A 26979-nucleotide genomic window follows, 5' to 3' on the forward strand; every position below is an offset into this window, starting at 1 on the left:
ACCCCCCATACCCTGGGGCAGGGGCTCAGTTCCCCCGCTTCTCTCTAGAAAGGTGCGGACCGGCGTGGCCGACCGTCTCATCGTCCGTGGCGCTCGCGAGCACAACCTCAAGAACGTCTCGCTCGACCTCCCCCGCGACTCCCTCATCGTCTTCACCGGGCTCTCCGGGTCGGGCAAGTCGTCGCTCGCGTTCGACACGATCTTCGCCGAGGGGCAGCGCCGTTACGTGGAGTCGCTCTCCTCGTACGCCCGGCAGTTCCTCGGTCAGATGGACAAGCCGGACGTCGACTTCATCGAGGGCCTGTCGCCCGCCGTCTCCATCGACCAGAAGTCGACCTCGCGCAACCCGCGCTCGACGGTCGGCACCATCACCGAGGTCTACGACTACCTCCGGCTGCTCTTCGCCAGGATCGGCAAGCCGCACTGCCCCGAGTGCGGTCGTCCGATCTCGCGCCAGTCGCCGCAGGCCATCGTGGACAAGGTGCTCGGGCTGCCCGAGGGCAGCCGCTTCCAGGTCCTCTCGCCGCTGGTGCGCGAGCGCAAGGGCGAGTTCGTCGACCTCTTCGCGGACCTGCAGACCAAGGGGTACAGCAGGGCCCGGGTCGACGGCGAGACGATCCAGCTCTCCGAGCCGCCCACGCTCAAGAAGCAGGAGAAGCACACCATCGAGGTGGTCATCGACCGCCTCACCGTCAAGGACAGCGCCAAGCGGCGGCTGACCGACTCGGTCGAGACCGCGCTGGGCCTGTCCGGAGGCATGGTCGTGCTCGACTTCGTCGACCTCCCCGAGGACGACGCCGAGCGTGAGCGGATGTACTCCGAGCACCTCTACTGCCCGTACGACGACCTCTCCTTCGAGGAGCTGGAGCCGCGCTCCTTCTCCTTCAACTCGCCCTTCGGTGCCTGCCCGGACTGCACGGGCATCGGTACGCGGATGGAGGTCGACCCGGAGCTGATCGTCCCGGACGGGGAGAAGTCCCTCGACGAGGGCGCGATCCACCCCTGGTCACACGGCCACACCAAGGAGTACTTCGGGCGCCAGATCAAGGCGCTCGCGGACGCCCTCGGCTTCCGTACGGACATCCCCTGGGACGGGCTGCCGCAGCGGGCCAAGAAGGCCCTGCTGCACGGCCACAAGATCCAGACCGAGGTCCGCTACCGCAACCGGTACGGGCGCGAGCGCGCCTACACCACCCCCTCCTTCGAGGGCGCCGTGCAGTTCGTGAAGAGGCGGCACTCCGAGGCGGAGAGCGACTCCAGCAGGGAGCGCTTCGAGGGCTACATGCGCGAGGTTCCCTGCCCGACCTGTGAGGGCACCCGCCTCAAGCCGATCGTCCTGGCGGTGACGGTGATGGAGAAGTCCATCGCCCAGATCGCCGCGATGTCGATCAGCGAGTGCGCCGAGTTCCTCGGCCGGATGAAGCTGAACGCCCGTGACAAGAAGATCGCGGAGCGGGTGCTCAAGGAGGTCAACGAGCGGCTGAAGTTCCTGGTCGACGTGGGCCTGGACTACCTCTCGCTGAACCGCGCGGCCGGCACCCTGTCCGGCGGCGAGGCCCAGCGCATCCGGCTCGCCACCCAGATCGGCTCCGGCCTGGTCGGCGTGCTCTACGTCCTGGACGAGCCGTCCATCGGCCTGCACCAGCGCGACAACCACCGCCTGATCGAGACCCTGGTCCGGCTCCGCGACATGGGCAACACCCTCATCGTCGTCGAGCACGACGAGGACACCATCAAGGTCGCGGACTGGGTCGTCGACATCGGCCCCGGCGCCGGTGAGCACGGCGGCAAGGTGGTCCACTCCGGATCGTTCAAGGAGCTGCTGGCCAACGACAAGTCGATCACCGGTCAGTACCTGACCGGCAAGAGGTCGATCGCGATGCCCGACATCCGGCGTCCCGTCGACCCCTCGCGCCTGCTCACCGTGCACGGTGCCCGGGAGAACAACCTCCAGGACATCGACGTCTCCTTCCCGCTCGGTGTGCTGACCGCCGTGACCGGTGTCTCCGGCTCCGGCAAGTCGACCCTGGTCAACGACATCCTCTACACCCACCTGGCGCGCGAGCTGAACGGCGCCAAGTCGGTCCCCGGCCGGCACACCCGGGTCGACGGGGACGACCTCGTCGACAAGGTCGTGCACGTCGACCAGTCGCCCATCGGCCGTACCCCCCGCTCCAACCCGGCCACGTACACCGGCGTCTTCGACCACGTTCGCAGGCTGTTCGCGGAGACGATGGAGGCCAAGGTCCGCGGCTACCTGCCGGGCCGGTTCTCCTTCAACGTCAAGGGCGGCCGCTGCGAGAACTGCTCCGGCGACGGCACCATCAAGATCGAGATGAACTTCCTGCCGGACGTGTACGTCCCGTGCGAGGTCTGCCACGGGGCGCGCTACAACCGGGAGACCCTGGAGGTCCACTACAAGGGCAAGTCCATCGCCGAGGTGCTGGACATGCCCATCGAGGAGGGCCTGGAGTTCTTCGAGGCCGTGCCGACCATCGCGCGCCACCTGCGCACGCTCAACGAGGTCGGCCTCGGATACGTCAGGCTCGGCCAGTCCGCGCCGACGCTCTCCGGTGGTGAGGCACAGCGCGTGAAGCTGGCCAGCGAGCTCCAGAAGCGCTCGACCGGCCGCACGGTCTACGTGCTGGACGAGCCGACCACCGGTCTGCACTTCGAGGACATCTCCAAGCTCATCAAGGTGCTCTCCGGCCTGGTCGACAAGGGCAACACGGTGATCGTCATCGAGCACAACCTCGATGTCGTCAAGACCGCCGACTGGGTCATCGACATGGGCCCCGAGGGCGGCAACGGCGGCGGTCTCGTCATCGCCGAGGGCACCCCGGAGTACGTGGCCGGTGTTCCCGCCAGCCACACCGGGAAGTTCCTCCAGGGCATCCTGGACGCGGACCGGGTCGGCGAGGCGGCGGTGCCCTCGGCCCGCAAGCCGGTCCGGGGGACGGCGGCGAAGAAGGCGGTCGCCGCGAAGTCCGCCCCCACCAGGAAGACGGCGACGGCCAAGACGAACCGGAGCACCGCGGCGAAGGCCACGGGCGCGGCCGCGCCGAAGAAGGCCGCCGCCAAGAAGGCCGAGGCGAAGAAGCCCGCAGCCAAGAAGGCGACCCGCGCGCGCAAGGCCTGACGGCCGGCGAGGCGGCGGTTCCCGGATTCCGGGAGCCGCCGCCTCGCCGTGTGTACGGCGCCCGCCCCGGCACGACCTGCCGCACCGGACCCGCGCGCCGGGGCATCCGTCTCCGCCGGTATCGTCGGTTACGTCACCGATGCCTCCGCTGCGCTGCTGTCCCAGGCACCTCTGGCACCGCACCGAATCCCTCAGACCAGTGGAGACCGCATGTCCGGCCAGCCCGCCGCCCGCCGTACCGTGCTGAAGGGTGCCGCCCTCGTGGGCGTCGCCGGACTGGGCGCGGCCGCCTGCTCGACCGACTCGAAGCTCGGGCACGCCGAGACGCCGACCCCCACCGCGCCCGTCGAGCTCGGCGCCCCGGACGAGGTCCCGGTGGGCGAGTCCAAGCTCTACCGCGAGCAGCGCGTCATCGTCACCTGCCCGGCCAAGGGCCAGTACAAGGCGTTCAGCGCCCAGTGCACCCACGCGGGCTGCCTGCTGGACAGGGTCGAGAAGAACGAGGGGCACTGCCCGTGTCACGGCAGCCGCTTCGACACCACCACCGGCAAGGCCGTGCACGGTCCGGCGACCGTGCCGCTGCCCTCCGTCCCGGTCAGGGTCGAGGGCGGCCGGCTGGTCGCGGGCCCCGACGCCTGAACCACGCCCGAGGCCCGAAACACGCCCGGCGCCCGGACCACGCCCGGCGCCCGGCAGGCCCGGCGCCGACGCAGGCCAGCGCCCCGGCGGGCTCAGGCCCCGGCCCGGCTCACTCCCAGTCCCAGTCGATGCCGACCAGGCCGGGCCGCACCCCCTGCTCCACCAGGTGGACCGTCCGGTGGCGGCCGGTGAGCGTGAGGTCCGTCCGGGCGCCGCGCGGCGCACCCGTGGACACCTGGGCGAAGCGCCGGCACCGGACCGGCAGCGCCTCCTCGTCGAAGCCGACCTGGAGCACGTACTGCCCGCCGCCGAAGCTGAAGCCGCGCACGTACTCGTCGCACGGCCCACCCGTACCGTCCTCGAAGCCGTAACCGAAGAGGTACGTCTCGCCCGCCCGCAGCCGGGTGTCGAAGAGCAGCTCCGCGACCAGCACCCCCGCCGCCGCGTCCCAGCGGACCCGCCCCGTCCGGCAGTTCTCCCGCGCGCTCACCCCGACCCGGGCCGGATCACAGCCCGGATCGCCCCGGTACACGGCGAGATAGCGGTCGGTTCCGTCGCGGTGGGCGCGCACCACGTGCTGGGAGCTGCGGCGCTGCATCCGGCGGTCCGGCCCGATCCGTACCCGCTCCTGGTGCCCCACCGTGTGCAGCCCGCCGTCCGAGGGTGACTCCATCGCGCCGAGCAGCCGCTCGACCGCACCGGACGCGTCCACCAGGGAACGGTACGAGCGGGCCGGCGGGCGGTCGGCCTCCGGGCGGGACTCCCCGGCCCCCAGCAGCGCGAGCAGCGAGTTCCCCGGCAGCTCCAGCACCTCCTCCAGCGCCTTCACGGCCCGCAGGGACTCCGGACGCTGCGGACGCCTGGCGCCCTGCTGCCAGTAACTCAGGCTGGTCACACCGACCTTCACCCCGCGGTGCGCCAGATGGTGCTGCACCCGCTGGAGCGGCAGCCCGCGCACCGAGAGCGCGGTGCGCAGCGCCAGATGGAATGGGCCGGTGTGCAGCACCTGCGCCAGTTCGGCCTCGGTGTGCTGCATGGGTCCTCCAGGTGAACGTTCACGTCGCGCGGGGGCGGGGCCGCGCCGGTGGATGCCGGTCCGCAGGTGGCCGGGGGGACGCGTTCACGCAGCCGCCCCGGGCGTTCACACCGCGATGTTCCCCCGCATTGAAGCGTGTTGACCCGTTCCCGACAACGGTTGATGCTCCACCACAGCGTCCGGACGCGCTCCTTGGAACCCCCACCCCCCGCCCCGGGAGGACCACCATGCGCAACCGAAGAGTCAGGCCCCGACGGCTGTCGGTCACAGCCCTGCTCGCCGCCCTGCTGCTCGCCGTTCCGGCGGCGACCGCCACCGCCGCGGACCTGAACCGCCCCGCGCCGGCCGCCGCCGGTACCCTCGCCGCCGCCCAGCGGCTGAACATCACCATGCAGGCCCAGCAGAAGACCAACTGGTGCTGGGCCGCCGCGGGCAACACCGTCGCCGCGTGGTTCGGCCGCGGGCACACCCAGAACGAGTTCTGCAACGCCGCCTTCGGCCGCGCCCAGGGCTACGAGTGCCCCAACTCGCAGGCCTCGCTCGGCAACGTCCAGGACGGGCTGTCCTGGGCGGGCGTCAGCCCCGGTTCGTACGTCACCGGCTGGCTGCGCTACCCGACCGTGCAGGCCGAGATCAGCGCCGGCAGGCCGGTGGAGACCCGCATCCAGTGGTCGTCGGGCGGCGGCCACATGCACGTCCTGTACGGCTACGACGACGCGAACAGCTGGGTCTACTGGGGCGATCCCTGGCCCTCCAACAACCGCTACAACTGGGCCTCGCACGCCTGGTACGTGAACAACGCCGAGTTCTCCTGGACCCATTCGCTCTACCGGATCGGGGCGTGACGGCATGACTACCGGACGACTCCCGGCCCGCCCCGCCGCACGGACCGCGGACACCACAGGCACCGCACGGACCGCAGGCACCTCACGTACCGTGCGCTCCGCCGCGGCCGCCCTCGCCTCGGCCGGGGTGCTGGCCGGGTCCGCCCTGCTCACCGTCGGAGCCCCGCAGGCGTCCGCCGCCACCGGACCCGCCGCCACCCCGGCGGCCCTGGCGGCGGCCCACGAGGCCGCCACCGACACCGCCACCCTGGACACGCTGTCCCGGTTCTTCGCCCGGGAGGGCGCGGTCACCAGGGCCGCTGCCGCTCCCCGGATCGAGGGCGCGGCCGTGCCCGTACGCACCCTGGCCGCGGGCTTCGTCGCCGGTGAACCGGGGGCCGAGGTCGCCGACCTCGACTACCTGGCCAGCACCGCCGTCTCCTCCGACGGGCAGAAGGCCTCCCTGTGGACGCTGCCCGAGCCGGGGAAGGACGGGCACTGGCAGGTGGTGAACATCGCCACCGGTGACGACGAGGCCCGCTACACCGCCGCGGGCGCGCGGAAACTGCCCGGCGGCACCGTCTTCCGGGAGCCGCAGATCGACGCCTGGTACGTCCACAAGGGCAGCCGGGTGCTCCCGCTCGACCGGGACGCCGTGAACGCGGTCGGCGCCAGCGGCACCACCCTGGCCGCCTACCGCACCCGGGTACGGGCCGCCTACGCGGACAAGCTCCCCGGCTCCGGATACGCCCGCTCCGGCCGGGCGGGCGGCTACGGCCCCGCCGGGGCGCAACCGGACACCGCGGCGGCGCGGCCCGGGTCCGCGCCGGCCCGCCCCGGGCCCGCCATCGCGGCGGACACGGGTACGGACACCGCGCTGACCGCGACGTCCGGTGCCGCCGCCGCGGGCGCCCTGATCGTGCTCGGCCTCTGCGGCGCGACGGCCCTGCGCCGCCACCGCCGCCGGACCCGCTGACCGCACCGGCGACGTACGGGCGCGGCCGGGCACGGAGCGGCCGCGCCCGATGACCCCGTGCTCCGGGACGCGTACCCCCGACGCGCGCTCCGGAGCACGGCGCCGTCCACGGGCACACCGCGCTGTCACCGCCCGCAAGTAGGGTGGGAGACATGGCAGACCCCTCCAGCTACCGCCCCAAGCCGGGACAGATCCCCGACTCCCCGGGGGTCTACAAATTCCGCGACGAACACCGCCGGGTGATCTACGTCGGGAAGGCGAAGAACCTGCGCCAGCGCCTGGCCAACTACTTCCAGGACCTGGCGGGCCTCCACCCGCGTACGCGCACGATGGTGACCACCGCCGCGTCCGTGGAGTGGACCGTCGTCTCCACGGAGGTCGAGGCGCTCCAGCTGGAGTACTCCTGGATCAAGGAGTACGACCCCAGGTTCAACGTCAAGTACCGCGACGACAAGAGCTATCCGTACCTCGCCGTCACGCTCAACGAGGAGTTCCCGCGCGTGCAGGTCATGCGCGGGGCGAAGAAGAAGGGCGTGCGCTACTTCGGTCCGTACGGCCACGCCTGGGCGATCCGCGAGACGGTCGATCTGATGCTGCGGGTCTTCCCCGTCCGCACCTGCTCCGCCGGTGTCTTCAAGAACGCCGTCAGGACCGGCCGCCCCTGCCTCCTCGGTTACATCGGCAAGTGCTCGGCCCCCTGCGTCGGCCGCGTCACCCCCGAGGAGCACCGCGAACTGGCCGACGAGTTCTGCGACTTCATGGCCGGCCGCACCGGCTCGTACATCCGCCGTCTGGAGAAGGACATGGCGGCGGCGGCCGAGGAGATGGAGTACGAGCGGGCGGCCCGGCTCCGCGACGACGCCGAGGCGCTCCGGCGCGCGATGGAGAAGAGCGCCGTCGTGCTCGCCGACGCCACCGACGCCGACCTCATCGCGGTCGCCGAGGACGAGCTGGAGGCCGCCGTCCAGATCTTCCACGTCCGGGGCGGCCGGGTGCGCGGCCAGCGCGGCTGGGTCACCGACAAGGTGGAGAACGTCGACACCTCCGGACTGGTCGAGCACGCGCTCCAGCAGTTGTACGGCGAGGAGGCCGGGGACGCCGTCCCCAAGGAGGTCCTCGTCCCGGCGCTCCCCGAGGACCCGGACGCGGTCTCCCAGTGGCTGGCCGGCCGCCGGGGCTCCCAGGTCAGCCTGCGCATCCCGCAGCGCGGCGACAAGAAGGACCTGATGGCCACGGTCCAGCGCAACGCCCAGCAGGCCCTCGGGCTGCACAAGACCAAGCGTGCCTCCGACCTGACCACCCGATCCCGCGCCCTGGAGGAGATCTCCGAGGCGCTCGGCCTGGACACGGCTCCGCTGCGCATCGAGTGCTTCGACATCTCGCACCTCCAGGGCGACGACGTGGTGGCGTCGATGGTGGTCTTCGAGGACGGGCTCGCCCGCAAGGGGGAGTACCGCCGCTTCCAGATCAAGACCTTCGAGGGACAGGACGACGTCCGCTCGATGCACGAGGTGATCGGCCGCCGCTTCCGCCGCTACCTGCACGAGAAGGAGCGCACGGGCGAGTGGGAGGAGACCCCCGCGGAGTCCGGCCCCGCCCCGGCGGCCCCCGCACCCTCCGTCCCGGCCGAGCCCGCACCGGACGGGGCCGCCGAGCCGCGGGAGGACGACGGCCGGCCCAAGCGCTTCGCCTACCCGCCCCAGCTCCTGGTGGTCGACGGCGGCCAACCCCAGGTCGCGGCGGCCAAGCGGGCACTGGACGAGCTGGGGATCGACGACATCGCCGTCTGCGGCCTCGCCAAGCGCCTCGAAGAGGTCTGGCTGCCCGATGACGACGACCCGGTGGTCCTGCCCCGCTCCAGCGAGGGCCTCTACCTCCTCCAGCGCATCCGCGACGAGGCACACCGGTTCGCGATCAACTACCAGCGCGCCAAACGGGCCAAACGCGTCCGCTCCAGCCCCCTGGACGACGTGGCCGGTCTCGGCGAGACCCGGAAGCAGGCGCTGATCAAGCATTTCGGCTCCGTGAAGAAGCTGCGACAGGCGACAATCGACGAGATCTGCGAGGTTCCGGGGATAGGCCGCAGAACGGCGGAATCAGTGGCCGTCGCGCTCGCCTCGACCACCCCGGCCGCGCCCGCCGTGAACACGGCCACAGGAGAGATCATCGAAGAGGACGACGGGGGCAGCACGACATGACTGAGCGCGAACATGAACAAGGGCATGACCGCACAGACCGAGCAGACGGAGCAGGACACGTGAGTACGGGCACCCCGGCCGAGACGGCCGACAGCACGGCCGCCATCCCCGAGCTGGTGATCATCTCCGGTATGTCGGGCGCCGGGCGCAGCACCGCCGCCAAGTGTCTGGAGGACCTCGGCTGGTTCGTCGTGGACAACCTGCCGCCCGCCCTGATCCCCACCATGGTGGAGCTCGGTGCCAGGTCCCAGGGCAACGTCGCCCGGATCGCCGTCGTCGTCGACGTGCGCGGCCGCCGCTTCTTCGACAACCTCAGGGAGTCCCTCGCGGACCTGGAGGCCAAGGGCGTCACCAGGCGGATCGTCTTCCTGGAGTCCTCCGACGACGCCCTGGTCCGCCGCTTCGAGTCGGTCCGCCGCCCGCACCCCCTGCAGGGCGACGGCCGCATCGTCGACGGCATCGCCGCCGAGCGCGACCTGCTGCGCGAGCTGCGCGGCGACGCCGACCTGGTGATCGACACCTCCAGCCTCAACGTGCACGAGCTGCGCGCCAAGATGGACGCCCAGTTCGCCGGTGAGGAGGAGCCGGAGCTCCGCGCCACGGTGATGTCCTTCGGCTACAAGTACGGGCTGCCGGTCGACGCCGACCTGGTGGTGGACTGCCGCTTCCTGCCCAACCCGCACTGGGTCCCCGAGCTGCGCCCCTTCACCGGGCTCAACGAGGAGGTCTCCGCGTACGTCTTCGACCAGCCGGGCGCCAAGGAGTTCCTCAACCAGTACACGGAGCTGCTCCAGCTCATCGCCGCCGGGTACCGCCGCGAGGGCAAGCGTTACGTGACCATCGCCGTGGGCTGCACCGGCGGCAAGCACCGCTCCGTCGCCATGTCGGAGAAGCTGGCGGCCCGGCTCGCCACGGAGGGGATCGAGACCGTGCTCGTGCACCGGGACATGGGGCGCGAGTGACCAGTCGCAACCTGCGCCTGCGCCGGCTGAGCAGGGCGACCTCCGCGCTGTCCGGCCGCAAGCGCGGCGCCCAGCCGAAGGTCGTCGCCCTCGGCGGCGGCATGGGGCTGTCCGCGTCGCTGACGTCGCTGCGGCGGATCACCGGCGATCTGACCGCCGTGGTCACCGTCGCGGACGACGGCGGCTCCAGCGGCCGGCTCCGCGAGGAGCTGGGCGTGCTGCCGCCGGGCGATCTGCGCAAGGCGCTGGCCGCCCTGTGCGGCGACGACGACTGGGGCCAGACCTGGGCCCAGGTCATCCAGCACCGCTTCCAGTCCAAGGGCGACCTGCACGAGCACGCCGTCGGCAATCTGCTGATCGTCGCCCTGTGGGAGCAGCTCGGGGACCACGTCCAGGCCCTGGACCTGGTCGGCAGGCTCCTCGGGGCGCACGGCCGGGTGCTCCCGATGTCCGCCGTGCCCCTGGAGCTCCAGGCGCTGGTACGGGGACACGACCCGGAGCGCCCGGACGAGGTGGACACCGTGCGCGGCCAGGCCACCGTGGCGCTCACCCCGGGCGAGGTCCAGTCCGTGCACGTGGTCCCGGCCGACCCGCCGGCCGTCCCGGAAGCGGTCGCGGCGGTCCTGGACGCGGACTGGGTGGTGCTCGGTCCCGGGTCCTGGTTCTCCTCGGTCATTCCGCATCTGCTCGTCCCCGATCTGCTGGACGCACTGATCGAAACGAAGGCCCGAAAGGTCCTCTCGCTGAACCTCGCGCCGCAACCCGGTGAAACAGATGGCTTCTCTCCGCAGCGTCATTTGGAGGTTTTGGGACGACACGCCCCTAAACTCGCCTTGGACGTGGTGCTGGCCGACGAGGCCGCCGTGCCCGACCGCGAGTCCCTCGCCGATGCCGCAAAACGGCTCGGTGCCGCGGTCGAGCTGGCGCCGGTGGCCTCACCCGACGGCGTTCCGATTCATGATCCGGAGCTGTTGGCCGCCGCGTACGACCGTATTTTTCGGATGCATGGAAGGATCGGCCCATGGCGATGACGCCAGCGGTGAAGGACGAAATCTCTCGGCTTCCCGTAACCCGGACCTGCTGCAGGAAGGCAGAAGTCTCGGCGATTCTTCGGTTCGCGGGTGGGCTGCACCTGGTGAGCGGCCGGATTGTGATCGAGGCGGAGCTGGACACCGCGATGGCGGCGCGCCGGCTGAAGCGGGACATCCTCGAGATCTTCGGGCACAGCTCGGAGCTGATCGTGATGGCCCCCGGCGGGCTGCGGCGCGGCTCCCGCTACGTCGTACGGGTGGTGGCGGGCGGCGACCAGCTGGCCCGCCAGACGGGTCTGGTGGACGGCCGCGGCCGTCCCATCCGCGGGCTTCCCCCGCAGGTGGTCTCGGGGGCCACCTGCGACGCCGAGGCCGCCTGGCGCGGGGCGTTCCTGGCCCACGGCTCGCTCACCGAGCCGGGGCGCTCGTCCTCGCTGGAGGTGACCTGCCCGGGGCCGGAGGCGGCCCTCGCGCTGGTCGGCGCCGCCCGCCGGCTCTCCATCGCGGCGAAGGCCCGCGAGGTGCGCGGCGTGGACCGGGTCGTCGTCCGCGACGGCGACGCGATCGGCGCCCTGCTCACCCGGCTGGGCGCCCATGAGTCGGTGCTGGCCTGGGAGGAGCGCCGGATGCGGCGCGAGGTCCGCGCCACCGCCAACCGCCTCGCCAACTTCGACGACGCGAACCTGCGCCGGTCCGCCAGGGCCGCCGTGGCCGCAGGCGCCCGGGTGGGGCGCGCGCTGGAGATCCTGGGCGAGGAGGTGCCCGAGCACCTCGCGGCGGCCGGACGGCTGCGCATGGAGCACAAGCAGGCCTCCCTGGAGGAGCTGGGCGCCCTGGCCGACCCGCCGCTGACCAAGGACGCCGTCGCGGGCCGCATCCGCCGGCTCCTCGCGATGGCCGACAAGCGGGCCCAGGACCTGGGTATCCCGAGCACGGAATCCACCCTCAGCGAAGAGCTGGCCGACGGCCTGGTCGGCTGATCCCGGCCGGGTCCTGGTCCCCGGCCGCCGGGCCGGGCAGGAACGCGCCACGTTCCCGGGGGCGTTGACACTGCGTAATCGTCGCAGCGGGCGGGGGAGGACAACCGGAGGCCCGTACTCCTACTGGGGAGTACGGACCTGCGTCGTTCCTCCCGCCCTGCTCGATGTCACTCCCGGCGCCTCGGAGGGGTAGTGTCGTAGGCGGTCGGGGACATCCCATACAACTCGCCGGCGTCGAAAACCGGCGTACCTAACGAGGAGATCGGTTCGTGACGATCCGCGTAGGCATCAACGGCTTTGGCCGCATCGGTCGTAACTACTTCCGCGCGCTGCTGGAGCAGGGTGCGGACATCGAGATCGTGGCTGTCAACGACCTGGGTGACACTGCGACCACGGCTCACCTGCTGAAGTACGACACCATTCTGGGTCGTCTCAAGGCAGAGGTCAGCCACACCGCCGACACCATCACCGTCGACGGTCACACCATCAAGGTGCTCTCGGAGCGCAACCCGGCGGACATCCCCTGGGGTGAGCTGGGCGTCGACATCGTCATCGAGTCGACCGGCATCTTCACCAAGAAGGCCGACGCCGCCAAGCACATCGCGGGCGGCGCGAAGAAGGTCCTCATCTCGGCTCCGGCCAAGGACGAGGACATCACCATCGTGATGGGCGTCAACCAGGACAAGTACGACGCGGCCAACCACCACGTCATCTCCAACGCCTCCTGTACCACCAACTGTGTGGCGCCGATGGCCAAGGTTCTCGACGAGAACTTCGGCATCGTCAAGGGCCTGATGACGACGGTCCACGCGTACACGAACGACCAGCGGATCCTGGACTTCCCGCACTCGGACCTGCGTCGCGCCCGCGCCGCCGCCGAGAACATCATCCCCACCACGACCGGCGCCGCCAAGGCGACCGCTCTGGTCCTCCCGCAGCTCAAGGGCAAGCTCGACGGCATCGCGATGCGCGTCCCGGTCCCGACCGGTTCCGCCACCGACCTCGTCGTGACCCTGGAGCGAGAGGTCACCAAGGACGAGGTCAACGCCGCGTTCAAGAAGGCGTCCGACGACGGCGACCTCAAGGGCTTCCTGACGTACACCGAGGACCCGATCGTGTCCTCGGACATCGTCGGCGACCCGTCGTCCTGCACCTTCGACTCCTCCCTGACCATGGTCCAGGAGGGCAACACGGTGAAGATCCTCGGCTGGTACGACAACGAGTGGGGCTACTCCAACCGCCTCGTCGACCTGACCGTCTTCGTCGGCAGCCAGCTCTGACCTTCGAATCGGCAGGCACCTCGATGTGAGCACGGGGCTCGAACAGCGCAACGAAGCGCCGTTCGAGCCCCGTTGCATGCTCTCTCGTCCTCCCAAGGAGTCCAGCAGATGAAGACCATCGACGAACTTCTCGCCGAAGGGGTCACCGGCAAGCGCGTATTCGTCCGCGCCGACCTCAACGTGCCCCTCAGCGGCACCACCATCACCGACGACGGACGCATCCGCGCCGTCCAGCCGACCGTGGAGAAGCTGGCCGCGGCCGGTGCCCGGGTCGTCGTCGCCTCGCACCTGGGCCGCCCCAAGGGCGCCCCGGGCCCGGCGTTCTCGCTGGCCCCCGCGGCCACCCGGCTCGGTGAGCTGCTCGGGACCGACGTGGCCTTCGCCACCGACACGGTCGGCGACTCCGCCCGTGCCACGGTCGCCGCCCTCACCGACGGCCAGGTCGCCGTCATCGAGAACCTCCGCTTCAACGCCGGCGAGACGTCGAAGGACGACGCCGAGCGCGGCGCCTTCGCCGACCAGCTGGCCGAGCTCGCCGACGTGTACGTGGGCGACGGCTTCGGCGCCGTGCACCGCAAGCACGCCTCCGTCTTCGACCTCCCGGCCCGGCTGCCGCACGCCGCGGGCGACCTGATCGCCACCGAGGTCGGCGTCCTGAAGAAGCTCACCGACGACGTGCGGCGGCCCTACGCGGTCGTCCTCGGCGGCGCCAAGGTCTCCGACAAGCTGGGCGTCATCGACCACCTCCTGGAGCGGGCCGACCGCATCCTCATCGGCGGCGGCATGGCGTACACCTTCCTCAAGGCCCAGGGACACGAGGTCGGCAGCTCGCTGCTCCAGGAGGACCAGATCCCGGTGGTGCTCGAGTACCTCAAGCGCGCCGAGGAGAAGGGCGTGGAGTTCGTGCTCCCCGTCGACGTCGTGGTCGCCCCGGCGTTCCCCGACCTCAAGACCAAGGCCCCGGCCGACCCCGCCACCGTCCCCGCCGACGCCATGCCGGCCGGCCAGATGGGTCTGGACAACGGGCCGGAGACCAACAAGCTCTACGCATCGAAGCTCGCCGACGCGGCCACCGTCTTCTGGAACGGCCCCATGGGCGTCTTCGAGCACCCCGATTTCGCCGAGGGCACCCGGGCGGTCGCCCAGGCCCTCGTCGACTCGTCCGGCTTCAGCGTGGTCGGCGGTGGCGACTCCGCCGCCGCGGTCCGCATCCTGGGCTTCGACGAGAACGCGTTCGGACACATCTCGACCGGTGGCGGCGCCAGCCTCGAATACCTCGAGGGCAAGACGCTTCCCGGCCTCGCCGCACTGGAGGACTGACCTTTCATGACCACCCGCACCCCGCTGATGGCGGGCAACTGGAAGATGAACCTCAACCATCTCGAGGCCATCGCGCACGTCCAGAAGCTCTCCTTCGCCCTGGCCGACAAGGACTACGACGCCGTAGAGGTCGCCGTCCTGCCGCCCTTCACCGACCTGCGCTCCGTGCAGACGCTGGTCGACGGAGACAAGCTGAAGATCAAGTACGGCGCCCAGGACATCTCGGCGCACGACTCCGGCGCGTACACCGGTGAGATCTCCGGCCCCATGCTCGCCAAGCTGAAGTGCACCTACGTCGCCGTCGGACACAGCGAGCGCCGGCAGTACCATGCCGAGACCGACGAGGTCTGCAACGCCAAGGTGAAGGCCGCCTACCAGCACGGCCTGACCCCGATCCTCTGTGTCGGCGAGGGCCTGGACATCCGCAAGGCCGGCGAGCAGGTCTCCTACACGCTCGCCCAGCTGGACGGCGCCCTCAAGGACGTCCCGGCCGAGCAGGCCGAGTCCATCGTGATCGCCTACGAGCCGGTCTGGGCCATCGGCACCGGCGAGGTCGCCACCCCCGAGGACGCGCAGGAGGTCTGCGGTGCGATCCGCGGCCGCCTCGCCGAGCTGTACTCGCAGGAGCTGGCCGACGCGGTCCGTATCCAGTACGGCGGCTCGGTCAAGTCCGGCAACGTCGCCGCGATCATGGCGCAGCCCGACGTGGACGGCGCGCTGATCGGCGGCGCCGCGCTGGACGCCGACGAGTTCGTCAAGATCGTCCGCTTCCGCGACCAGTGAGTATGCGGTAGCGCGGATCCGTCGTACCCTTGCGGGGGCCGAGGAGGCTGAGCCTCCCGGCCCCCGTTGTTCGCATAGCAGTCCAGGAATTTCCGGAAAGTAGGGACCAGCCGTGATTTTGGCGTTCGAGATCGCCCTGATCGTCTTCAGCCTGCTGATGATGCTGCTGGTGCTGATGCACAAGGGGAAGGGCGGCGGTCTCTCCGACATGTTCGGTGGCGGCATGCAGTCGTCCGTCGGTGGCTCCTCGGTCGCCGAGCGCAACCTCGACCGGATCACCGTCGTGGTCGGTCTCGGCTGGTTCGCATGCATCGTGGTGCTCGGTCTGCTCATCAAGCTGGACAACTGACCCGTCGTACGCGATTCCTGTGAGGGTGTAACTCCTTTCACTGGACGCGCGTTGGGCCTTACGTAGACTGGGGCATCTTCGAGCACCATCACGCAGGGAGTTACGACCGTGGCAAGTGGCAACGCGATCCGGGGAAGCCGGGTCGGAGCGGGGCCGATGGGGGAGGCCGAGCGCGGCGAGTCCGCGCCACGGGCCCGCATCTCCTTCTGGTGCTCGAACGGGCACGAGACGCAGCCGAGCTTCGCCCATGATGCGCAGGTACCGGAGACCTGGGACTGCCCGCGCTGCGGTTTCCCGGCCGGCCAGGACCGTGACAGCCCGCCGGACCCGCCCCGCACCGAGCCGTACAAGACGCACCTCGCGTACGTGCGCGAGCGGCGCAGCGACGAGGACGGCGAGGCCATCCTGGCCGAGGCCCTCGCGAAACTCCGCGGCGAGATCTAGGTCTTTCGTTCGGATCAGGCCGGGCACCCACGGGGTGCCCGGCCGAAATGCTTCCGTCGCGCCGCAGCCCCGCCGCCGTCCCGTCCTCCCCGCTGATCAATTAAGTTGGAGGGGCAGCGGGGAACTGCGGTGACAAGGAGAGATGGGCTGATGTCCGGGATGAACGCACAAAGTCGCACCAGGCTCAACCAGACGCCGGAATGGACCGCGCTGGGAAAGCACCGTGAGCAGCTCGGGACGACCCACCTGCGCGAGCTGTTCGCGGACGATCCGGAGCGCGGCACCGGATACACGCTGCGGGTCGGTGACCTGTACGTCGACTACTCGAAGCACCTGGTCACCGACGAGACGCTCCGGCTGCTCCGTGAGCTCGCCGCGGCCACCGGGGTGGCCGGCCTGCGGGACGCCATGTTCCGCGGCGACAAGATCAACACCACTGAGGACCGCGCCGTCCTGCACACCGCGCTGCGCGCCCCGCGCGATGCCGTGATCGAGGTCGACGGCGAGAACGTGGTGCCCGCCGTGCACGCGGTGCTCGACAAGATGGCCGCCTTCTCGGAGGGCGTCAGGTCCGGCCGGTGGACCGGCCACACCGGCAAGCCGATCAAGAACATCGTCAACGTCGGCATCGGCGGTTCCGACCTCGGCCCGGCAATGGCGTACGAGGCGCTGCGCTCCTTCACCGACCGGGGCCTGACCGTCCGTTTCGTGTCGAACGTCGACGGCGCCGACCTCCACGAGGCCGTACGTGACCTGGACGCCGCCGAGACGCTGTTCGTCATCGCGTCGAAGACCTTCACCACCATCGAGACGATCACCAACGCGACCTCCGCGCGGACCTGGCTCCTCAGTGAGCTGAAGTCCGGTCAGGAGGCCGTCGCCAAGCACTTCGTGGCGCTGTCGACGAACAGCGAGAAGGTCGCCGACTTCGGCATCGACACGGACAACATGTTCGGGTTCTGGGACTGGGTCGGCGGACGGTACTCCTTCGACTCCGCCATCGGCCTCTCGCTGATGATCGCCATCGGCCCGGGCCGCTTCCGCGAGATGCTCGACGGCTTCCACCTGGTCGACGAGCACTTCCGCACCGCGCCCGCCGAGGACAACGTCCCGCTCCTGATGGGCCTGTTGGGCGTCTGGTACGGCAACTTCCACGATGCCCAGTCGCACGCGGTGCTGCCCTACAGCCACTACCTGTCCAAGTTCACCGCGTACCTCCAGCAGCTCGACATGGAGTCCAACGGCAAGTCGGTCGACCGGGACGGCCGTCCGGTGGACTGGCAGACCGGACCGGTCGTCTGGGGCACCCCCGGCACCAACGGGCAGCACGCGTACTACCAGCTCATCCACCAGGGCACGAAGCTGATTCCCGCGGACTTCATCGGCTTCGCCGAACCGGTCGAGGGGCTGCTGCCCGGCCTGGTCGCCCAGCACGATCTGCTGATGGCCAACTTCTTCGCCCAGACCCAGGCGCTGGCCTTCGGCAAGACACCGGACGAGGTGCGCGCAGAGGGTGTGCCCGAGGAGCTGGTGCCGCACAAGACGTTCCTCGGCAACCACCCGACGACGACGATCCTCGCCGACCGGCTGACGCCGTCGGTGCTCGGCCAGCTGATCGCGCTGTACGAGCACAAGGTCTTCGTCCAGGGCGCCGTCTGGAACATCGACTCCTTCGACCAGTGGGGCGTCGAACTCGGCAAGGTCCTCGCCAAGAAGATCGAGCCGGTGCTGACCCGGGACGAGGCCGCCGGGGGCGAGGAGGCCGGGCAGCTGGACAGCTCGACCGCCGCGCTCGTCGCCGCGTACCGCGAGCGCAGGGGGCGCTGACCCCGTGCCCACGGGGGAGGGGACGGTACGGCTGCGGCCGCCGGCCAACACGCTGGACCCGAGGGTCGTCGGCTGGTGGCGGACCCGGTGGCTGCTGCTGACCGCCGGGCCGGTGGCCGTTCTGGCGGTGCTGGGCGCGTTCCTGGCGTCCGCCCGGTTCTGGCTGCTGGTCTGCGCCGCGGCCTTGGCGTTCCTGGGCGCCGCCTGCGCCGTCCTGCTCCCCCTCTGGTGGTTCCGCACCCACCGCTGGGAGGTCACCGACGAGGCGGTGTACGTCCGCACGGGGGCGCTGTGGCAGGAGTGGCGGATCGCGCCGATGTCCCGGATCCAGACCGTGGACACGGTGCGCGGGCCGCTCGAACAGCTCTACCGGCTCGCCACGGTCACCGTCACCACCGCCTCGGCCAAGGGCGCGGTCCGGATCGAGGGCCTCGACCACGAGCTGGCCGCCGAGCTCGCGGAGCGGCTGACCCGGATCACCCAGGACACCCCCGGGGACGCCACATGAGCACGGCGGACGCGCCGGACACGGCGGACGCGGCGGACAGCGCGGACGCGAGAGGCCCGGCGGACCCCGCCGGCCCCGCCTCCGCCGAGTGGCGGCGGCTCGACCGGCGGGCGGTCCTGCTCGCCGCCCTCGTCACGGCGGGCGTGGCCGCCGGTGCCGCCGTGCCGACCACGCTCGGGCTCTCCGGGCGCCTGGGATACGGCCCCGCCATCGCCTGGGTGCTGACGGGCGCCGCCCTCCTGATCGCCTTCGGCGCCGGCACCGACTACGTACGGTGGCGCCGCACCCGCTACCGGGTGGGCGCCGAGCGCGTCGAACTCCACACCGGACTGCTGCTCGTCAAGAAGCGCTCGCTGGCACGCGAACGCATCCGCAGCGTCGACGTCACCGCCCACCTCCTCCAGCGGGTCCTCGGGCTCGTCACGGTCCGCATCGGCACCGGCGAGCACACCGGGGCCGAGTCGGCCCTGGAGCTCGACCCGGTCCTGCGGGCCGAGGGCGAACGGCTGCGCCGCGCCCTGCTGGAGCGGGGCCTCACCGCCGCCTCGGGCAGCCACGTCGAGGGGGAGCTCGTCACCCTCGACCCGCGCTGGATCCGCTACGCACCCGTCTCCTTCGTCGCGCCCGCGCTCGGCGGGGCGGCGGCCGGGGCCGTACTGCAGGTCAGCGACTGGTTCGGCGCGCAGGGCCAGGTGATCGAGTGGGTCGGCGACCGCTACCGGGAGACCTCACTGCTCTCCCTGATCGTGCTCCTCGCCGCCGCCGGGGTCCTCGCCGGGGTCGTCGGCGCACTGGGCCTCTGGGTCGAGATGTGGTGGAACTACCGCCTCGAACGCGAGCCCGGCGGCACCCTGCGCATCCGGCGCGGACTGCTCACCTCCCGCTCCGTCTCCATCGAGGAGCGACGGCTGCGCGGTGTCGACCTCGTCGAGCCGCTCGGCGTCCGGCTGCTCGGCGCCGCCCGGGTCGACGCGATCACCACCGGGCTGGCCAAGGACGACGAGGAACAGCACGGCGACCACAACACCCTGCTGCCCGCCGCACCCCGGCCGGTCGCCGACACCGTCGCCGCCGCCGTGCTGCGCGAGACCACCTCACCGACCGGCGCCGCGCTCACCGTGCACCCCGCCGGCGCCCGGGGCCGGCGGCTGCGCCGGGCGCTGTGGACGGTCCTGGCGCCGGTCCTGGTGTGCGCGCTCCTCGGCGCCCTGCTGACACCCGTCCTGCTCTGGATCGCGCTCGGCTGCGCGGCCGTGGGGCTGCCCGCCGGGGTGGTGCTGGCCCGGGACGCCTACCGAGGACTCGGGCACGCTCTCAGCGGCGGGTACCTGGTGACCCGGTCGGGTGCGCTGCGCCGCTCCACCGCGGCGCTGGAGCGGTCCGGGGTGATCGGCTGGACGGTGCGCCAGACGTACTTCCAGCGACGGGCCGGGCTGCTGAACATCACCGCCACCACGGCCGCCGGAGCGGGCGCGTACACGGTGTACGACGCGGACGAGGCCGAGGGCCTGGAGTTCGCGTCCGAGGCCGTCCAGGGGCTGCTGGAACCCTTCCTGGAGCGGGTCCCGGCAGGGGAGTGAGCCCGGCCGAGCGACCAGGGCCCCCGAACGCCCGCAGGACGACCACCGCCCCGAACGCCCGCAGGCCCGGCCCGCTCCGAGGAGCGGGCCGGGCCTGCGGGCGTTGCCGCCGGGAGCCGGTCAGGCGGATGCCGGCGGATACAGGGCGCGCGGCAGCCGGGACGCCGCCGCCGCGTCCAGCAGCCACAGGGTGCGGCCGCGTCCGTACGCGCCCGCCGCCGGGGCCTGGATCTCCCCGGCGCCCGACAGCGCGATGGCCGCGGCCTCCGCCTTGTCCTCGCCCGCCGCGAGCAGCCACACCTCGCGGGCCGCCCGGATGGCGGGCAGCGTGAGCGTGACCCGGACGGGCGGCGGCTTGGGCGCCCCGTGCACACCGACGACGGTGCGCTCGGTCTCCCGTACCGCGGGCAGCTCGGGGAAGAGCGAGGCGACATGCGTGTCCGGGCCGACGCCCAGCATCAGCACGTCGAACACCGGCACCGGACCGTGGTCCTCCGGTCCGGCCGCCGCGGCCAGCTCGGCGGCGTACGAGGCCGCCGCGGCCTCGACGTCCCCGCCGTGCGGGCCGTCCGACGCGGGCATCGCGTGCACCCGGGACGGGTCCAGCGGCACCGAGTCGAGCAGGGCCTCGCGGGCCTGCGTGACATTGCGCTCCGGATCGCCCTCGGGCAGGAACCGCTCGTCGCCCCACCACAGGTCGAGCCGCGACCAGTCGATCGCGTCCCGGGCGGGCGCCCCGGCGAGCGCGGCCAGCAGGCCGTTGCCGTTGCGCCCGCCGGTGAGCACCACCGAGGCGTGACCGCGTGCGGCCTGGGCGTCCACGATCTTCGTGATCAGCCGGGCCGCCGCGGCCTGCGCCATCAGCTCCTTGTCGCGGTGCACGACGAGCTGGGGGACGACGGTCACTTGGCCGCCGCCTTCTTCGCCGGTGCGGCCTTCTTCGCGGCGGCGGGTGGGTCGGACGGGGCGGTCTTCTTCGCCGTGACCGGCTCCGCCACCTTTTCGAGGCGCTCCACGCCGAACTTCACCGTGGACTCGTAGATGTTGTCCGGGTCCAGACGCCGCAGCTCCTCCGCGAGGAGTTCTGCCGTCTCCCGGCGCTTCAGCGCCACCGCGCGGTCGGGCTGGCCCACCATGCAGAGCGTGGCGAGCGAGCCGTCGGCCCGGTCCAGGACGATGTCGCCGCTCTTCGTCGTCATCCGGACGGCCGTCAGACCGGGGCCGTCGGACGTGGTGCGCTGCACCGGCACCCCGAGCCGGTCCGCCAGCCACATGGCCAGCAGTTCACAGCTCGGGTTGTCGGACTCGCCCTCGACCGTGGCGGAGATGACCTCCGCCGGCTGCTGGTCGAGCGCCGCCGCCAGCATCGAGCGCCAGGGCGTGATGCGGGTCCAGGCCAGGTCCGTGTCGCCCGGCTGATACGTCGCCGCGCGCACCGCCAGCTCGTCGATCGGGTGCTCGGCCGAGTAGGTGTCGGTGATACGCCGCTGGGCGAGGGCGCCCAGGGCGTCCTTCGCCGGGTCCGCAGGGGCGTCCTGGGGCCACCACAGCACCACCGGGGCGTCCGGCAGCAGCAGCGGCAGGACGACCGATTGGGCGTGGTTGGCCAGCTCACCGTGGAGACGCAGCACGACGGTCTCGCCGGAGCCCGAGTCGGAACCGACCCGGATCTCGGCGTCGAGCCGCGCGTCACGGCGGGCGCGCGGCGAGCGGCTGACCCGCTTGATCACGGCGATGATCCGCGAGGGGTGCTCGCGTGAGGAGTCGCTCGCCGCTTTCAGCGCGTCGTAGGCGTTCTCCTCGTCGGTGACGATGACGAGGGTGAGCACCATCCCGATGGCCGGGGCGCCGACCGCGCGGCGGGCCGACACCAGGGCCTGGTTGATCTTGCTGGACGTGGTTTCCGTGAGATCGATCTTCATGGCCGCCGCCAGCTCCGTCCGTCTCGTGCGAGCATGTTGTCCGCCTCGGACGGGCCCCAGGTCCCGGCCGGGTACTGCGCCGGCTTGCCGTGCTTGTCCCAGTACTCCTCGATCGGGTCCAGGATGTTCCAGGAGAGCTCGACCTCCTGGTGGCGCGGGAAGAGGTTGGCGTCACCGAGCAGGACATCGAGGATGAGCCGCTCGTACGCCTCAGGGCTGGACTCGGTGAAGGACTCGCCGTAGGCGAAGTCCATCGTGACGTCCCGTACCTCCATCGAGGTGCCGGGCACCTTCGAGCCGAACCGCACCGTCACGCCCTCGTCCGGCTGGACCCGGATGACCAGGGCGTTGCCGCCCAGCTCCTCCGTGGCACCGGACTCGAAGGGCAGGTACGGGGCGCGCTTGAAGACGACCGCGATCTCCGTGACCCGGCGGCCGAGCCGCTTTCCGGTACGGAGGTAGAACGGCACGCCCGCCCAGCGGCGGTTGTTGATCGTCAGCTTGACCGCGGCGAAGGTGTCGGTCTTCGACTTGGGGTCGATGCCCTCTTCCTCCAGGTAGCCGGGCACCTCCTGGCCGCCCTGCCACGCGTGCGTGTACTGGCCGCGCACCGTGTGCTTGCCGAGGTCCTCCGGCAGCTCCACCGCTGTGAGCACCTTGAGCTTCTCGGCGACCAGGGCCTTGGGGTGGAAGGAGCCGGGCTCCTCCATCGCCGTCAGCGCCAGCAGCTGGAGCAGGTGGTTCTGGATGACGTCACGGGCGGCGCCGATGCCGTCGTAGTAGCCGGCCCGGCCGCCGATGCCGATGTCCTCGGCCATCGTGATCTGGACGTGGTCGACGTACGACCTGTTCCAGATCGGCTCCCACATCGTGTTGGCGAAGCGCAGCGCCAGGATGTTCTGGACCGTCTCCTTGCCGAGGTAGTGGTCGATCCGGAAGACCTCGTTCGGCGGGAAGACGTCGTGCACGAGCTGGTTGAGCTCCTGCGCGCTCTTCAGGTCGTGGCCGAAGGGCTTCTCGATGACGGCGCGGCGCCAGGAACCCTCGCTCTGGTCGGCGAGTCCGTGCTTCTTGAGCTGCTGGACGACCTTGGGGAAGAACTTCGGCGGCACGGACAGGTAGAAGGCGAAGTTGCCGCCCGTTCCCTGTGCCTTGTCGAGCTCCTCGATCGTGGCCCTGAGGGTCTCGAAGGCGACGTCGTCGTCGAAGTTGCCCTGCACGAAGCGCATGCCCTGGCTGAGCTGCTGCCAGACCTCTTCGCGGAAGGGCGTGCGGGAATGCTCCTTGACTGCGTCGTGGACGACCTGGGCGAAGTCCTCGTCCTCCCAGTCGCGGCGCGCGAAACCGATGAGCGAGAAGCCCGGCGGCAGCAGGCCGCGGTTGGCCAGGTCGTAGATGGCGGGCATCAGCTTTTTACGGGACAAATCGCCCGTGACGCCAAAGATGACCAGGCCCGACGGCCCCGCGATGCGCGGGAGCCGTCGGTCCTGGGCGTCACGGAGCGGGTTGGCTCCGGGAACACCAGACAAGGTGGTCAGCCCTCCGAAGGGGCGAGGCGCTTGAGTTCCGCCTCTGTCGAGTTGAGCAGGTCGGTCCAGGCCGTCTCGAACTTCTCGACGCCCTCGTCCTCGAGGAGCTGGACGACGTCGTCGTAGCTGACCCCGAGCTTCTTGATCGCTTCGAGGTCGGCACGGCCCTGGTCGTAGCCACCGGTGACGGTGTCGCCGGTGATGTCGCCGTGGTCGGCCACCGCGTCCAGAGTCGCCTCCGGCATGGTGTTGACCGTGTTCGGTGCGACGAGGTCGTCGACGTACAGGGTGTCCTTGAGGGACGGGTCCTTGACGCCGGTGGAGGCCCACAGCGGGCGCTGCTTGTTGGCGTGCGCCTTGTCCAGGGCGGCCCAGCGCTCACCGGCGAAGACCGCCTGGTACGCCTCGTAGGCCAGGCGCGCGTTGGCCAGGGCGGACTTGCCCTTGGCGGCCTTGGCCGCGTCGCTGCCGATCGCGTCGAGCCGCTTGTCGATCTCGGTGTCCACGCGGGACACGAAGAAGGAGGCCACCGAGTGGATCTTGGAGAGGTCCAGGCCCGCGGCCTTCGCCTTCTCCAGGCCCGCCAGGTAGGCGTCCATGACCTCGCGGTAGCGCTCCAGCGAGAAGATCAGCGTGACGTTGACGCTGATGCCCCGGCCGATCGTCTCGGTGATCGCCGGCAGGCCGGCCTTGGTCGCCGGGATCTTGATGAGCGTGTTGGGCCGGTCCACCAGCCACGCGAGCTGCTTGGCCTCGGCGACCGTGGCCAGGGTGTTGTGCGCCAGGCGCGGGTCGACCTCGATGGAGACCCGGCCGTCCTGGCCGTCCGTCGCGTCGAAGACCGGGCGCAGGATGTCGGCGGCGTCGCGGACGTCGGCCGTCGTGATCATGCGGATGGCTTCCTCGACGGTCACCTTGCGGGCCGCGAGGTCGGTGAGCTGCTGCTCGTAACCGTCGCCCGAGGAGATCGCCTTCTGGAAGATCGACGGGTTGGTCGTGACACCCACGACGTGGCTCTGGTCGATCAGCTCGGCCAGGTTGCCGGAGGTGATCCGCTTGCGGGACAGGTCGTCGAGCCAGATCGCCACGCCCTCGTCGGAGAGGCGCTTGAGTGCGTCTGTCATGAGAATTGCATCTCCTACTAGTCGTATAACGGCGTCAGCGCGCAGCGGCCGCGAGAGATTCCCGGGCGGCGGCGGCGACGTGCTCGGCGGTGAAGCCGAACTCGCGGAACAGGACCTTCGCGTCGGCCGAGGCACCGAAGTGCTCCAGGGAGACGATCCGGCCCGCGTCCCCGACGTACCGGTACCAGGTCAGCGCGATGCCCGCCTCGACGGCCACGCGTGCCTTCACCGACGGCGTCAGCACGCTGTCCTTGTACGCCTGGTCCTGCTCCTCGAACCACTCGACACACGGCATCGAGACCACCCGGGTCGGCACGCCGGCCGCCTGCAGCTCCTCGCGTGCGCCGACGGCGAGCTGGACCTCGGAACCGGTGCCGATGAGGATGACCTCGGGCGCCGCGCTGTGCCCGTCGGGCGTCTCGGCCTCGAACAGGACGTAGCCGCCCTTGGCCGCGTTCTCGTTCGCCTCGTACGTCGGCACGCCCTGGCGGGTCAGCGCCAGGCCGTGCGGGGCGCCCTTGCCGAACACCTTGGTGTAGCGGCGCAGGACCTCGCGCCAGGCGATGGAGGTCTCGTTGGCGTCCGCCGGGCGGACGACGTTCAGACCCGGGATCGCGCGCAGGGAGGCCAGGTGCTCCACCGGCTGGTGGGTCGGGCCGTCCTCGCCGAGGCCGATCGAGTCGTGCGTCCACACGTAGGTCACCGGCGCGTGCATCAGCGCGGACAGCCGTACGGCGTTGCGCATGTAGTCGGAGAACACCAGGAAGGTGCCGCCGTAGATGCGGGTGTTGCCGTGCAGCGCGATGCCGTTCATGGCCGCGGCCATGGCGTGCTCGCGGATGCCGAAGTGGACCGTGCGGCCGTACGGGTCGGCGCCCGGCAGCGGGTTGCCCGCCGGGAGGAACGACGACGTCTTGTCGATCGTGGTGTTGTTCGAGCCCGCGAGGTCGGCGGAGCCGCCCCACAGCTCGGGCACGATCTCACCGAGGGCCTGGAGCACCTTGCCGGAGGCCGCGCGGGTGGCGACGCCCTTGCCGGTCTCGAAGACGGGGAGCTTGTCCTCCCAGCCCTTGGGCAGCTCGCCCGCACGGATGCGGTCGAACTCGGCGGCGCGCTCCGGGCTGGCGGTGCGCCACGCGGCGTAGGTCTTCTCCCACTCGGCCCTGGTCTCGCGGCCGCGGTCCAGCGCCTCACGCGTGTGCGCGATGACCTCGTCGGCGACCTGGAAGGACTTCTCCGGGTCGAAGCCGAGGACCCGCTTGGTCGCGGCGACCTCGTCGGCGCCGAGCGCCGAGCCGTGCGCGGCCTCGGTGTTCTGGGCGTTCGGGGCGGGCCAGGCGATGATCGAGCGGGCCGCGATGAACGACGGGCGCGTGGTCTCGGCCTTGGCGGCCAGGAGCGCCTTGTACAGACCCGCCGGGTCCAGGTCGCCGCTGGGCAGCTGCGCGACACGCTGGACGTGCCAGCCGTATGCCTCGTAGCGCTTGAGGGTGTCCTCGGAGACCGCGGTCTCCGTGTCGCCCTCGATGGAGATGTGGTTGTCGTCCCACAGGAGGACCAGGTTGCCCAGCTTCTGGTGCCCGGCCAGCGAGGACGCCTCCGCGGAGATGCCCTCCTGGAGGCAGCCGTCACCGGCGACGGCCCAGATCATGTGGTCGAACGGCGAGGTGCCGGGGGCCGCGTCCGGGTCGAACAGGCCGCGCTCGTAGCGGGAGGCCATGGCCATGCCCACCGCGTTGGCGACACCCTGGCCCAGCGGGCCGGTGGTCGTCTCCACGCCGGTGGTGTGGCCGTACTCCGGGTGGCCCGGGGTCTTCGAGCCCCAGGTCCGGAACGCTTCGAGGTCCGCCAGCTCCAGGCCGTACCCGGCCAGGTAGAGCTGGATGTAGAGGGTCAGGCTGCTGTGGCCCACCGAGAGGACGAACCGGTCGCGGCCGGTCCACTCCGCGTCGGCGGGGTCGTGCCGCATCACCTTCTGGAAGAGGGTGTACGCGGCGGGAGCCAGGCTCATGGCCGTACCCGGGTGGCCGTTTCCGACCTTCTGTACGGCGTCCGCGGCGAGTACGCGGACGGTGTCCACGGCCCGCTGGTCCAATTCGGTCCACTGGAGGTCTGTGGTGGTCGGCTTGGTGCTCACCCTGAGTCAGGGCTCCTCTCCACTGTTGTAAACCGGTGGCTGTGACCGCACCGGGCGTTGTCGAGCCTACCCCCGTCGCCACCCGCTATTTCCGGCTCATCCCAGGGTGCGGGCGGCCCGTCGGATTCGCCTCCCGTATGAGCGCGCGGGCTCACCGATGCGCCACTCCGATGAGCGCGCGGACCCACTCCTGAGGCACTCCGAAGAGCGCGCCGGGACCCTCCTGAGCGCCTCCCGGAAGACCCCGGGAGACCCGGCGTGTCACCCGGATGAGCGGGCCCCCGCGCGCAGCTGCCGCAACGGCGCCGCGCGCCACATCAACACGACCCCACCCCCGCGAAGGACGGCATGTCCCCAACGTCTACAGTGGTCTGGTTCGCGCAAGTCTCTA

General features: G+C 71.2%; 22 protein-coding genes. 16 read left to right on the forward strand and 6 right to left on the reverse strand.

Annotation, left to right across the window (positions count from 1 at the left end; all coding sequences use genetic code 11):
* The first annotated feature begins 64 nt into the window (after positions 1 to 64).
* Together uvrA and EDD93_RS21645 are read left to right on the forward strand one after the other, a co-directional pair.
* On the forward strand, positions 65 to 3139 hold the full coding sequence (uvrA, locus tag EDD93_RS21640) for an excinuclease ABC subunit UvrA (protein WP_123526723.1): 3075 nt from the start codon (positions 65 to 67) through the stop codon (positions 3137 to 3139).
* 210 nt (positions 3140 to 3349) lie between these two features.
* Positions 3350 to 3778, forward strand: coding sequence for a Rieske (2Fe-2S) protein (locus EDD93_RS21645; protein ID WP_123526724.1), 429 nt, complete (start codon positions 3350 to 3352; stop codon positions 3776 to 3778).
* Between the two features lie 109 nt (positions 3779 to 3887).
* On the opposite strand, the gene EDD93_RS21650 is transcribed toward EDD93_RS21645, so the two are convergent.
* On the reverse strand, positions 3888 to 4814 hold the full coding sequence (locus EDD93_RS21650) for a hypothetical protein (RefSeq protein ID WP_123526725.1): 927 nt from the start codon (positions 4812 to 4814) through the stop codon (positions 3888 to 3890).
* 227 nt (positions 4815 to 5041) lie between these two features.
* On the opposite strand from EDD93_RS21650, the gene EDD93_RS21655 reads away from it, so the two are divergent.
* The 14 genes from EDD93_RS21655 to EDD93_RS21720 all read left to right on the forward strand — a co-directional run bounded on the left by EDD93_RS21655 (position 5042) and on the right by EDD93_RS21720 (position 19876).
* Positions 5042 to 5659, forward strand: coding sequence for a papain-like cysteine protease family protein (locus tag EDD93_RS21655; RefSeq protein WP_123526726.1), 618 nt, complete (start codon positions 5042 to 5044; stop codon positions 5657 to 5659).
* Positions 5660 to 5750: 91 nt separating this feature from the next.
* Positions 5751 to 6614 carry a hypothetical protein gene (locus EDD93_RS21660; protein ID WP_123527909.1) on the forward strand — a complete coding sequence of 288 codons (864 nt, stop codon included), beginning with the start codon at positions 5751 to 5753 and terminating at the stop codon, positions 6612 to 6614.
* A 152-nt stretch (positions 6615 to 6766) separates the two neighbouring features.
* Positions 6767 to 8812 (forward strand): excinuclease ABC subunit UvrC, encoded by a 2046-nt coding sequence (uvrC, locus tag EDD93_RS21665; RefSeq protein ID WP_123526727.1) that lies wholly within the window; start codon positions 6767 to 6769, stop codon positions 8810 to 8812.
* The gene (gene rapZ / locus EDD93_RS21670; RefSeq protein WP_123526728.1) at positions 8809 to 9774 is read left to right on the forward strand and encodes an RNase adapter RapZ; all 966 of its coding nucleotides are present in this window, start codon (positions 8809 to 8811) and stop codon (positions 9772 to 9774) included. The genes uvrC and rapZ overlap by 4 nt, the downstream gene beginning before the upstream one ends.
* Entirely contained in the window at positions 9771 to 10805 is a 1035-nt protein-coding gene (yvcK, locus tag EDD93_RS21675) for a uridine diphosphate-N-acetylglucosamine-binding protein YvcK (RefSeq protein ID WP_123526729.1), read from the forward strand. The genes rapZ and yvcK overlap by 4 nt, the downstream gene beginning before the upstream one ends.
* Complete coding sequence (gene whiA / locus EDD93_RS21680; RefSeq protein WP_024494235.1) at positions 10796 to 11785, forward strand: DNA-binding protein WhiA; 990 nt, start codon at positions 10796 to 10798, stop codon at positions 11783 to 11785. The genes yvcK and whiA overlap by 10 nt, the downstream gene beginning before the upstream one ends.
* Before the next feature lie 269 nt (positions 11786 to 12054).
* Positions 12055 to 13065 (forward strand): type I glyceraldehyde-3-phosphate dehydrogenase, encoded by a 1011-nt coding sequence (gene gap, locus EDD93_RS21685; RefSeq protein ID WP_123526730.1) that lies wholly within the window; start codon positions 12055 to 12057, stop codon positions 13063 to 13065.
* Positions 13066 to 13173: 108 nt separating this feature from the next.
* A complete protein-coding gene (locus EDD93_RS21690; protein ID WP_123526731.1) occupies positions 13174 to 14385 on the forward strand; it encodes a phosphoglycerate kinase in 1212 nt (403 codons plus the stop codon).
* A 6-nt stretch (positions 14386 to 14391) separates the two neighbouring features.
* Positions 14392 to 15168 (forward strand): triose-phosphate isomerase, encoded by a 777-nt coding sequence (tpiA, locus tag EDD93_RS21695; RefSeq protein ID WP_123526732.1) that lies wholly within the window; start codon positions 14392 to 14394, stop codon positions 15166 to 15168.
* 112 nt (positions 15169 to 15280) lie between these two features.
* Positions 15281 to 15517: a preprotein translocase subunit SecG gene (secG, locus tag EDD93_RS21700; protein ID WP_123526733.1), complete on the forward strand. Its 237-nt coding sequence runs from the start codon at positions 15281 to 15283 to the stop codon at positions 15515 to 15517.
* 108 nt (positions 15518 to 15625) lie between these two features.
* Positions 15626 to 15961, forward strand: a complete 336-nt coding sequence (locus tag EDD93_RS21705) for an RNA polymerase-binding protein RbpA (RefSeq protein WP_078617917.1) — start codon at positions 15626 to 15628, stop codon at positions 15959 to 15961.
* Between the two features lie 159 nt (positions 15962 to 16120).
* On the forward strand, positions 16121 to 17788 hold the full coding sequence (gene pgi / locus EDD93_RS21710) for a glucose-6-phosphate isomerase (RefSeq protein WP_123527910.1): 1668 nt from the start codon (positions 16121 to 16123) through the stop codon (positions 17786 to 17788).
* 4 nt (positions 17789 to 17792) lie between these two features.
* The gene (locus EDD93_RS21715; protein WP_123526734.1) at positions 17793 to 18296 is read left to right on the forward strand and encodes a PH domain-containing protein; all 504 of its coding nucleotides are present in this window, start codon (positions 17793 to 17795) and stop codon (positions 18294 to 18296) included.
* Positions 18293 to 19876 (forward strand): PH domain-containing protein, encoded by a 1584-nt coding sequence (locus EDD93_RS21720; RefSeq protein ID WP_123526735.1) that lies wholly within the window; start codon positions 18293 to 18295, stop codon positions 19874 to 19876. The genes EDD93_RS21715 and EDD93_RS21720 overlap by 4 nt, the downstream gene beginning before the upstream one ends.
* Positions 19877 to 19996: 120 nt before the next feature.
* Here the strand turns inward: EDD93_RS21720 and pgl are convergent, their stop codons facing one another.
* From pgl to tkt, 5 genes are read right to left on the reverse strand one after another with little or no spacing between them, the layout of a single operon-like run.
* On the reverse strand, positions 19997 to 20782 hold the full coding sequence (gene pgl / locus EDD93_RS21725) for a 6-phosphogluconolactonase (protein WP_123526736.1): 786 nt from the start codon (positions 20780 to 20782) through the stop codon (positions 19997 to 19999).
* Complete coding sequence (gene opcA, locus EDD93_RS21730; protein WP_123526737.1) at positions 20779 to 21798, reverse strand: glucose-6-phosphate dehydrogenase assembly protein OpcA; 1020 nt, start codon at positions 21796 to 21798, stop codon at positions 20779 to 20781. The genes pgl and opcA overlap by 4 nt, the downstream gene beginning before the upstream one ends.
* The gene (gene zwf / locus EDD93_RS21735; protein ID WP_123526738.1) at positions 21795 to 23327 is read right to left on the reverse strand and encodes a glucose-6-phosphate dehydrogenase; all 1533 of its coding nucleotides are present in this window, start codon (positions 23325 to 23327) and stop codon (positions 21795 to 21797) included. The genes opcA and zwf overlap by 4 nt, the downstream gene beginning before the upstream one ends.
* A gap of 5 nt (positions 23328 to 23332) precedes the next feature.
* Positions 23333 to 24451 carry a transaldolase gene (tal, locus tag EDD93_RS21740; RefSeq protein ID WP_123526739.1) on the reverse strand — a complete coding sequence of 373 codons (1119 nt, stop codon included), beginning with the start codon at positions 24449 to 24451 and terminating at the stop codon, positions 23333 to 23335.
* Between the two features lie 34 nt (positions 24452 to 24485).
* The gene (tkt, locus tag EDD93_RS21745) at positions 24486 to 26588 is read right to left on the reverse strand and encodes a transketolase (RefSeq protein ID WP_123526740.1); all 2103 of its coding nucleotides are present in this window, start codon (positions 26586 to 26588) and stop codon (positions 24486 to 24488) included.
* Positions 26589 to 26979: the final 391 nt, after the last annotated feature.

Origin of the sequence: Streptomyces sp. 840.1 (genome assembly GCF_003751445.1) — a bacterium.
Classification (GTDB): Bacteria; Actinomycetota; Actinomycetes; order Streptomycetales; family Streptomycetaceae; genus Streptomyces.

Bases quoted from the DNA above. Each gene is read 5' to 3' on its own strand.
- EDD93_RS21645 (WP_123526724.1), top strand. From the start codon at position 3,350: ATGTCCGGCCAGCCCGCCGCCCGCCGTACCGTGCTGAAGGGTGCCGCC.
- EDD93_RS21650 (WP_123526725.1), bottom strand. From the start codon at position 4,814: ATGCAGCACACCGAGGCCGAACTGGCGCAGGTGCTGCACACCGGCCCA.
- EDD93_RS21655 (WP_123526726.1), top strand. From the start codon at position 5,042: ATGCGCAACCGAAGAGTCAGGCCCCGACGGCTGTCGGTCACAGCCCTG.
- uvrC (WP_123526727.1), top strand. From the start codon at position 6,767: ATGGCAGACCCCTCCAGCTACCGCCCCAAGCCGGGACAGATCCCCGAC.
- rapZ (WP_123526728.1), top strand. From the start codon at position 8,809: ATGACTGAGCGCGAACATGAACAAGGGCATGACCGCACAGACCGAGCA.
- whiA (WP_024494235.1), top strand. From the start codon at position 10,796: ATGGCGATGACGCCAGCGGTGAAGGACGAAATCTCTCGGCTTCCCGTA.
- EDD93_RS21690 (WP_123526731.1), top strand. From the start codon at position 13,174: ATGAAGACCATCGACGAACTTCTCGCCGAAGGGGTCACCGGCAAGCGC.
- tpiA (WP_123526732.1), top strand. From the start codon at position 14,392: ATGACCACCCGCACCCCGCTGATGGCGGGCAACTGGAAGATGAACCTC.
- pgi (WP_123527910.1), top strand. From the start codon at position 16,121: ATGAACGCACAAAGTCGCACCAGGCTCAACCAGACGCCGGAATGGACC.
- EDD93_RS21720 (WP_123526735.1), top strand. From the start codon at position 18,293: ATGAGCACGGCGGACGCGCCGGACACGGCGGACGCGGCGGACAGCGCG.
- opcA (WP_123526737.1), bottom strand. From the start codon at position 21,798: ATGAAGATCGATCTCACGGAAACCACGTCCAGCAAGATCAACCAGGCC.
- tal (WP_123526739.1), bottom strand. From the start codon at position 24,451: ATGACAGACGCACTCAAGCGCCTCTCCGACGAGGGCGTGGCGATCTGG.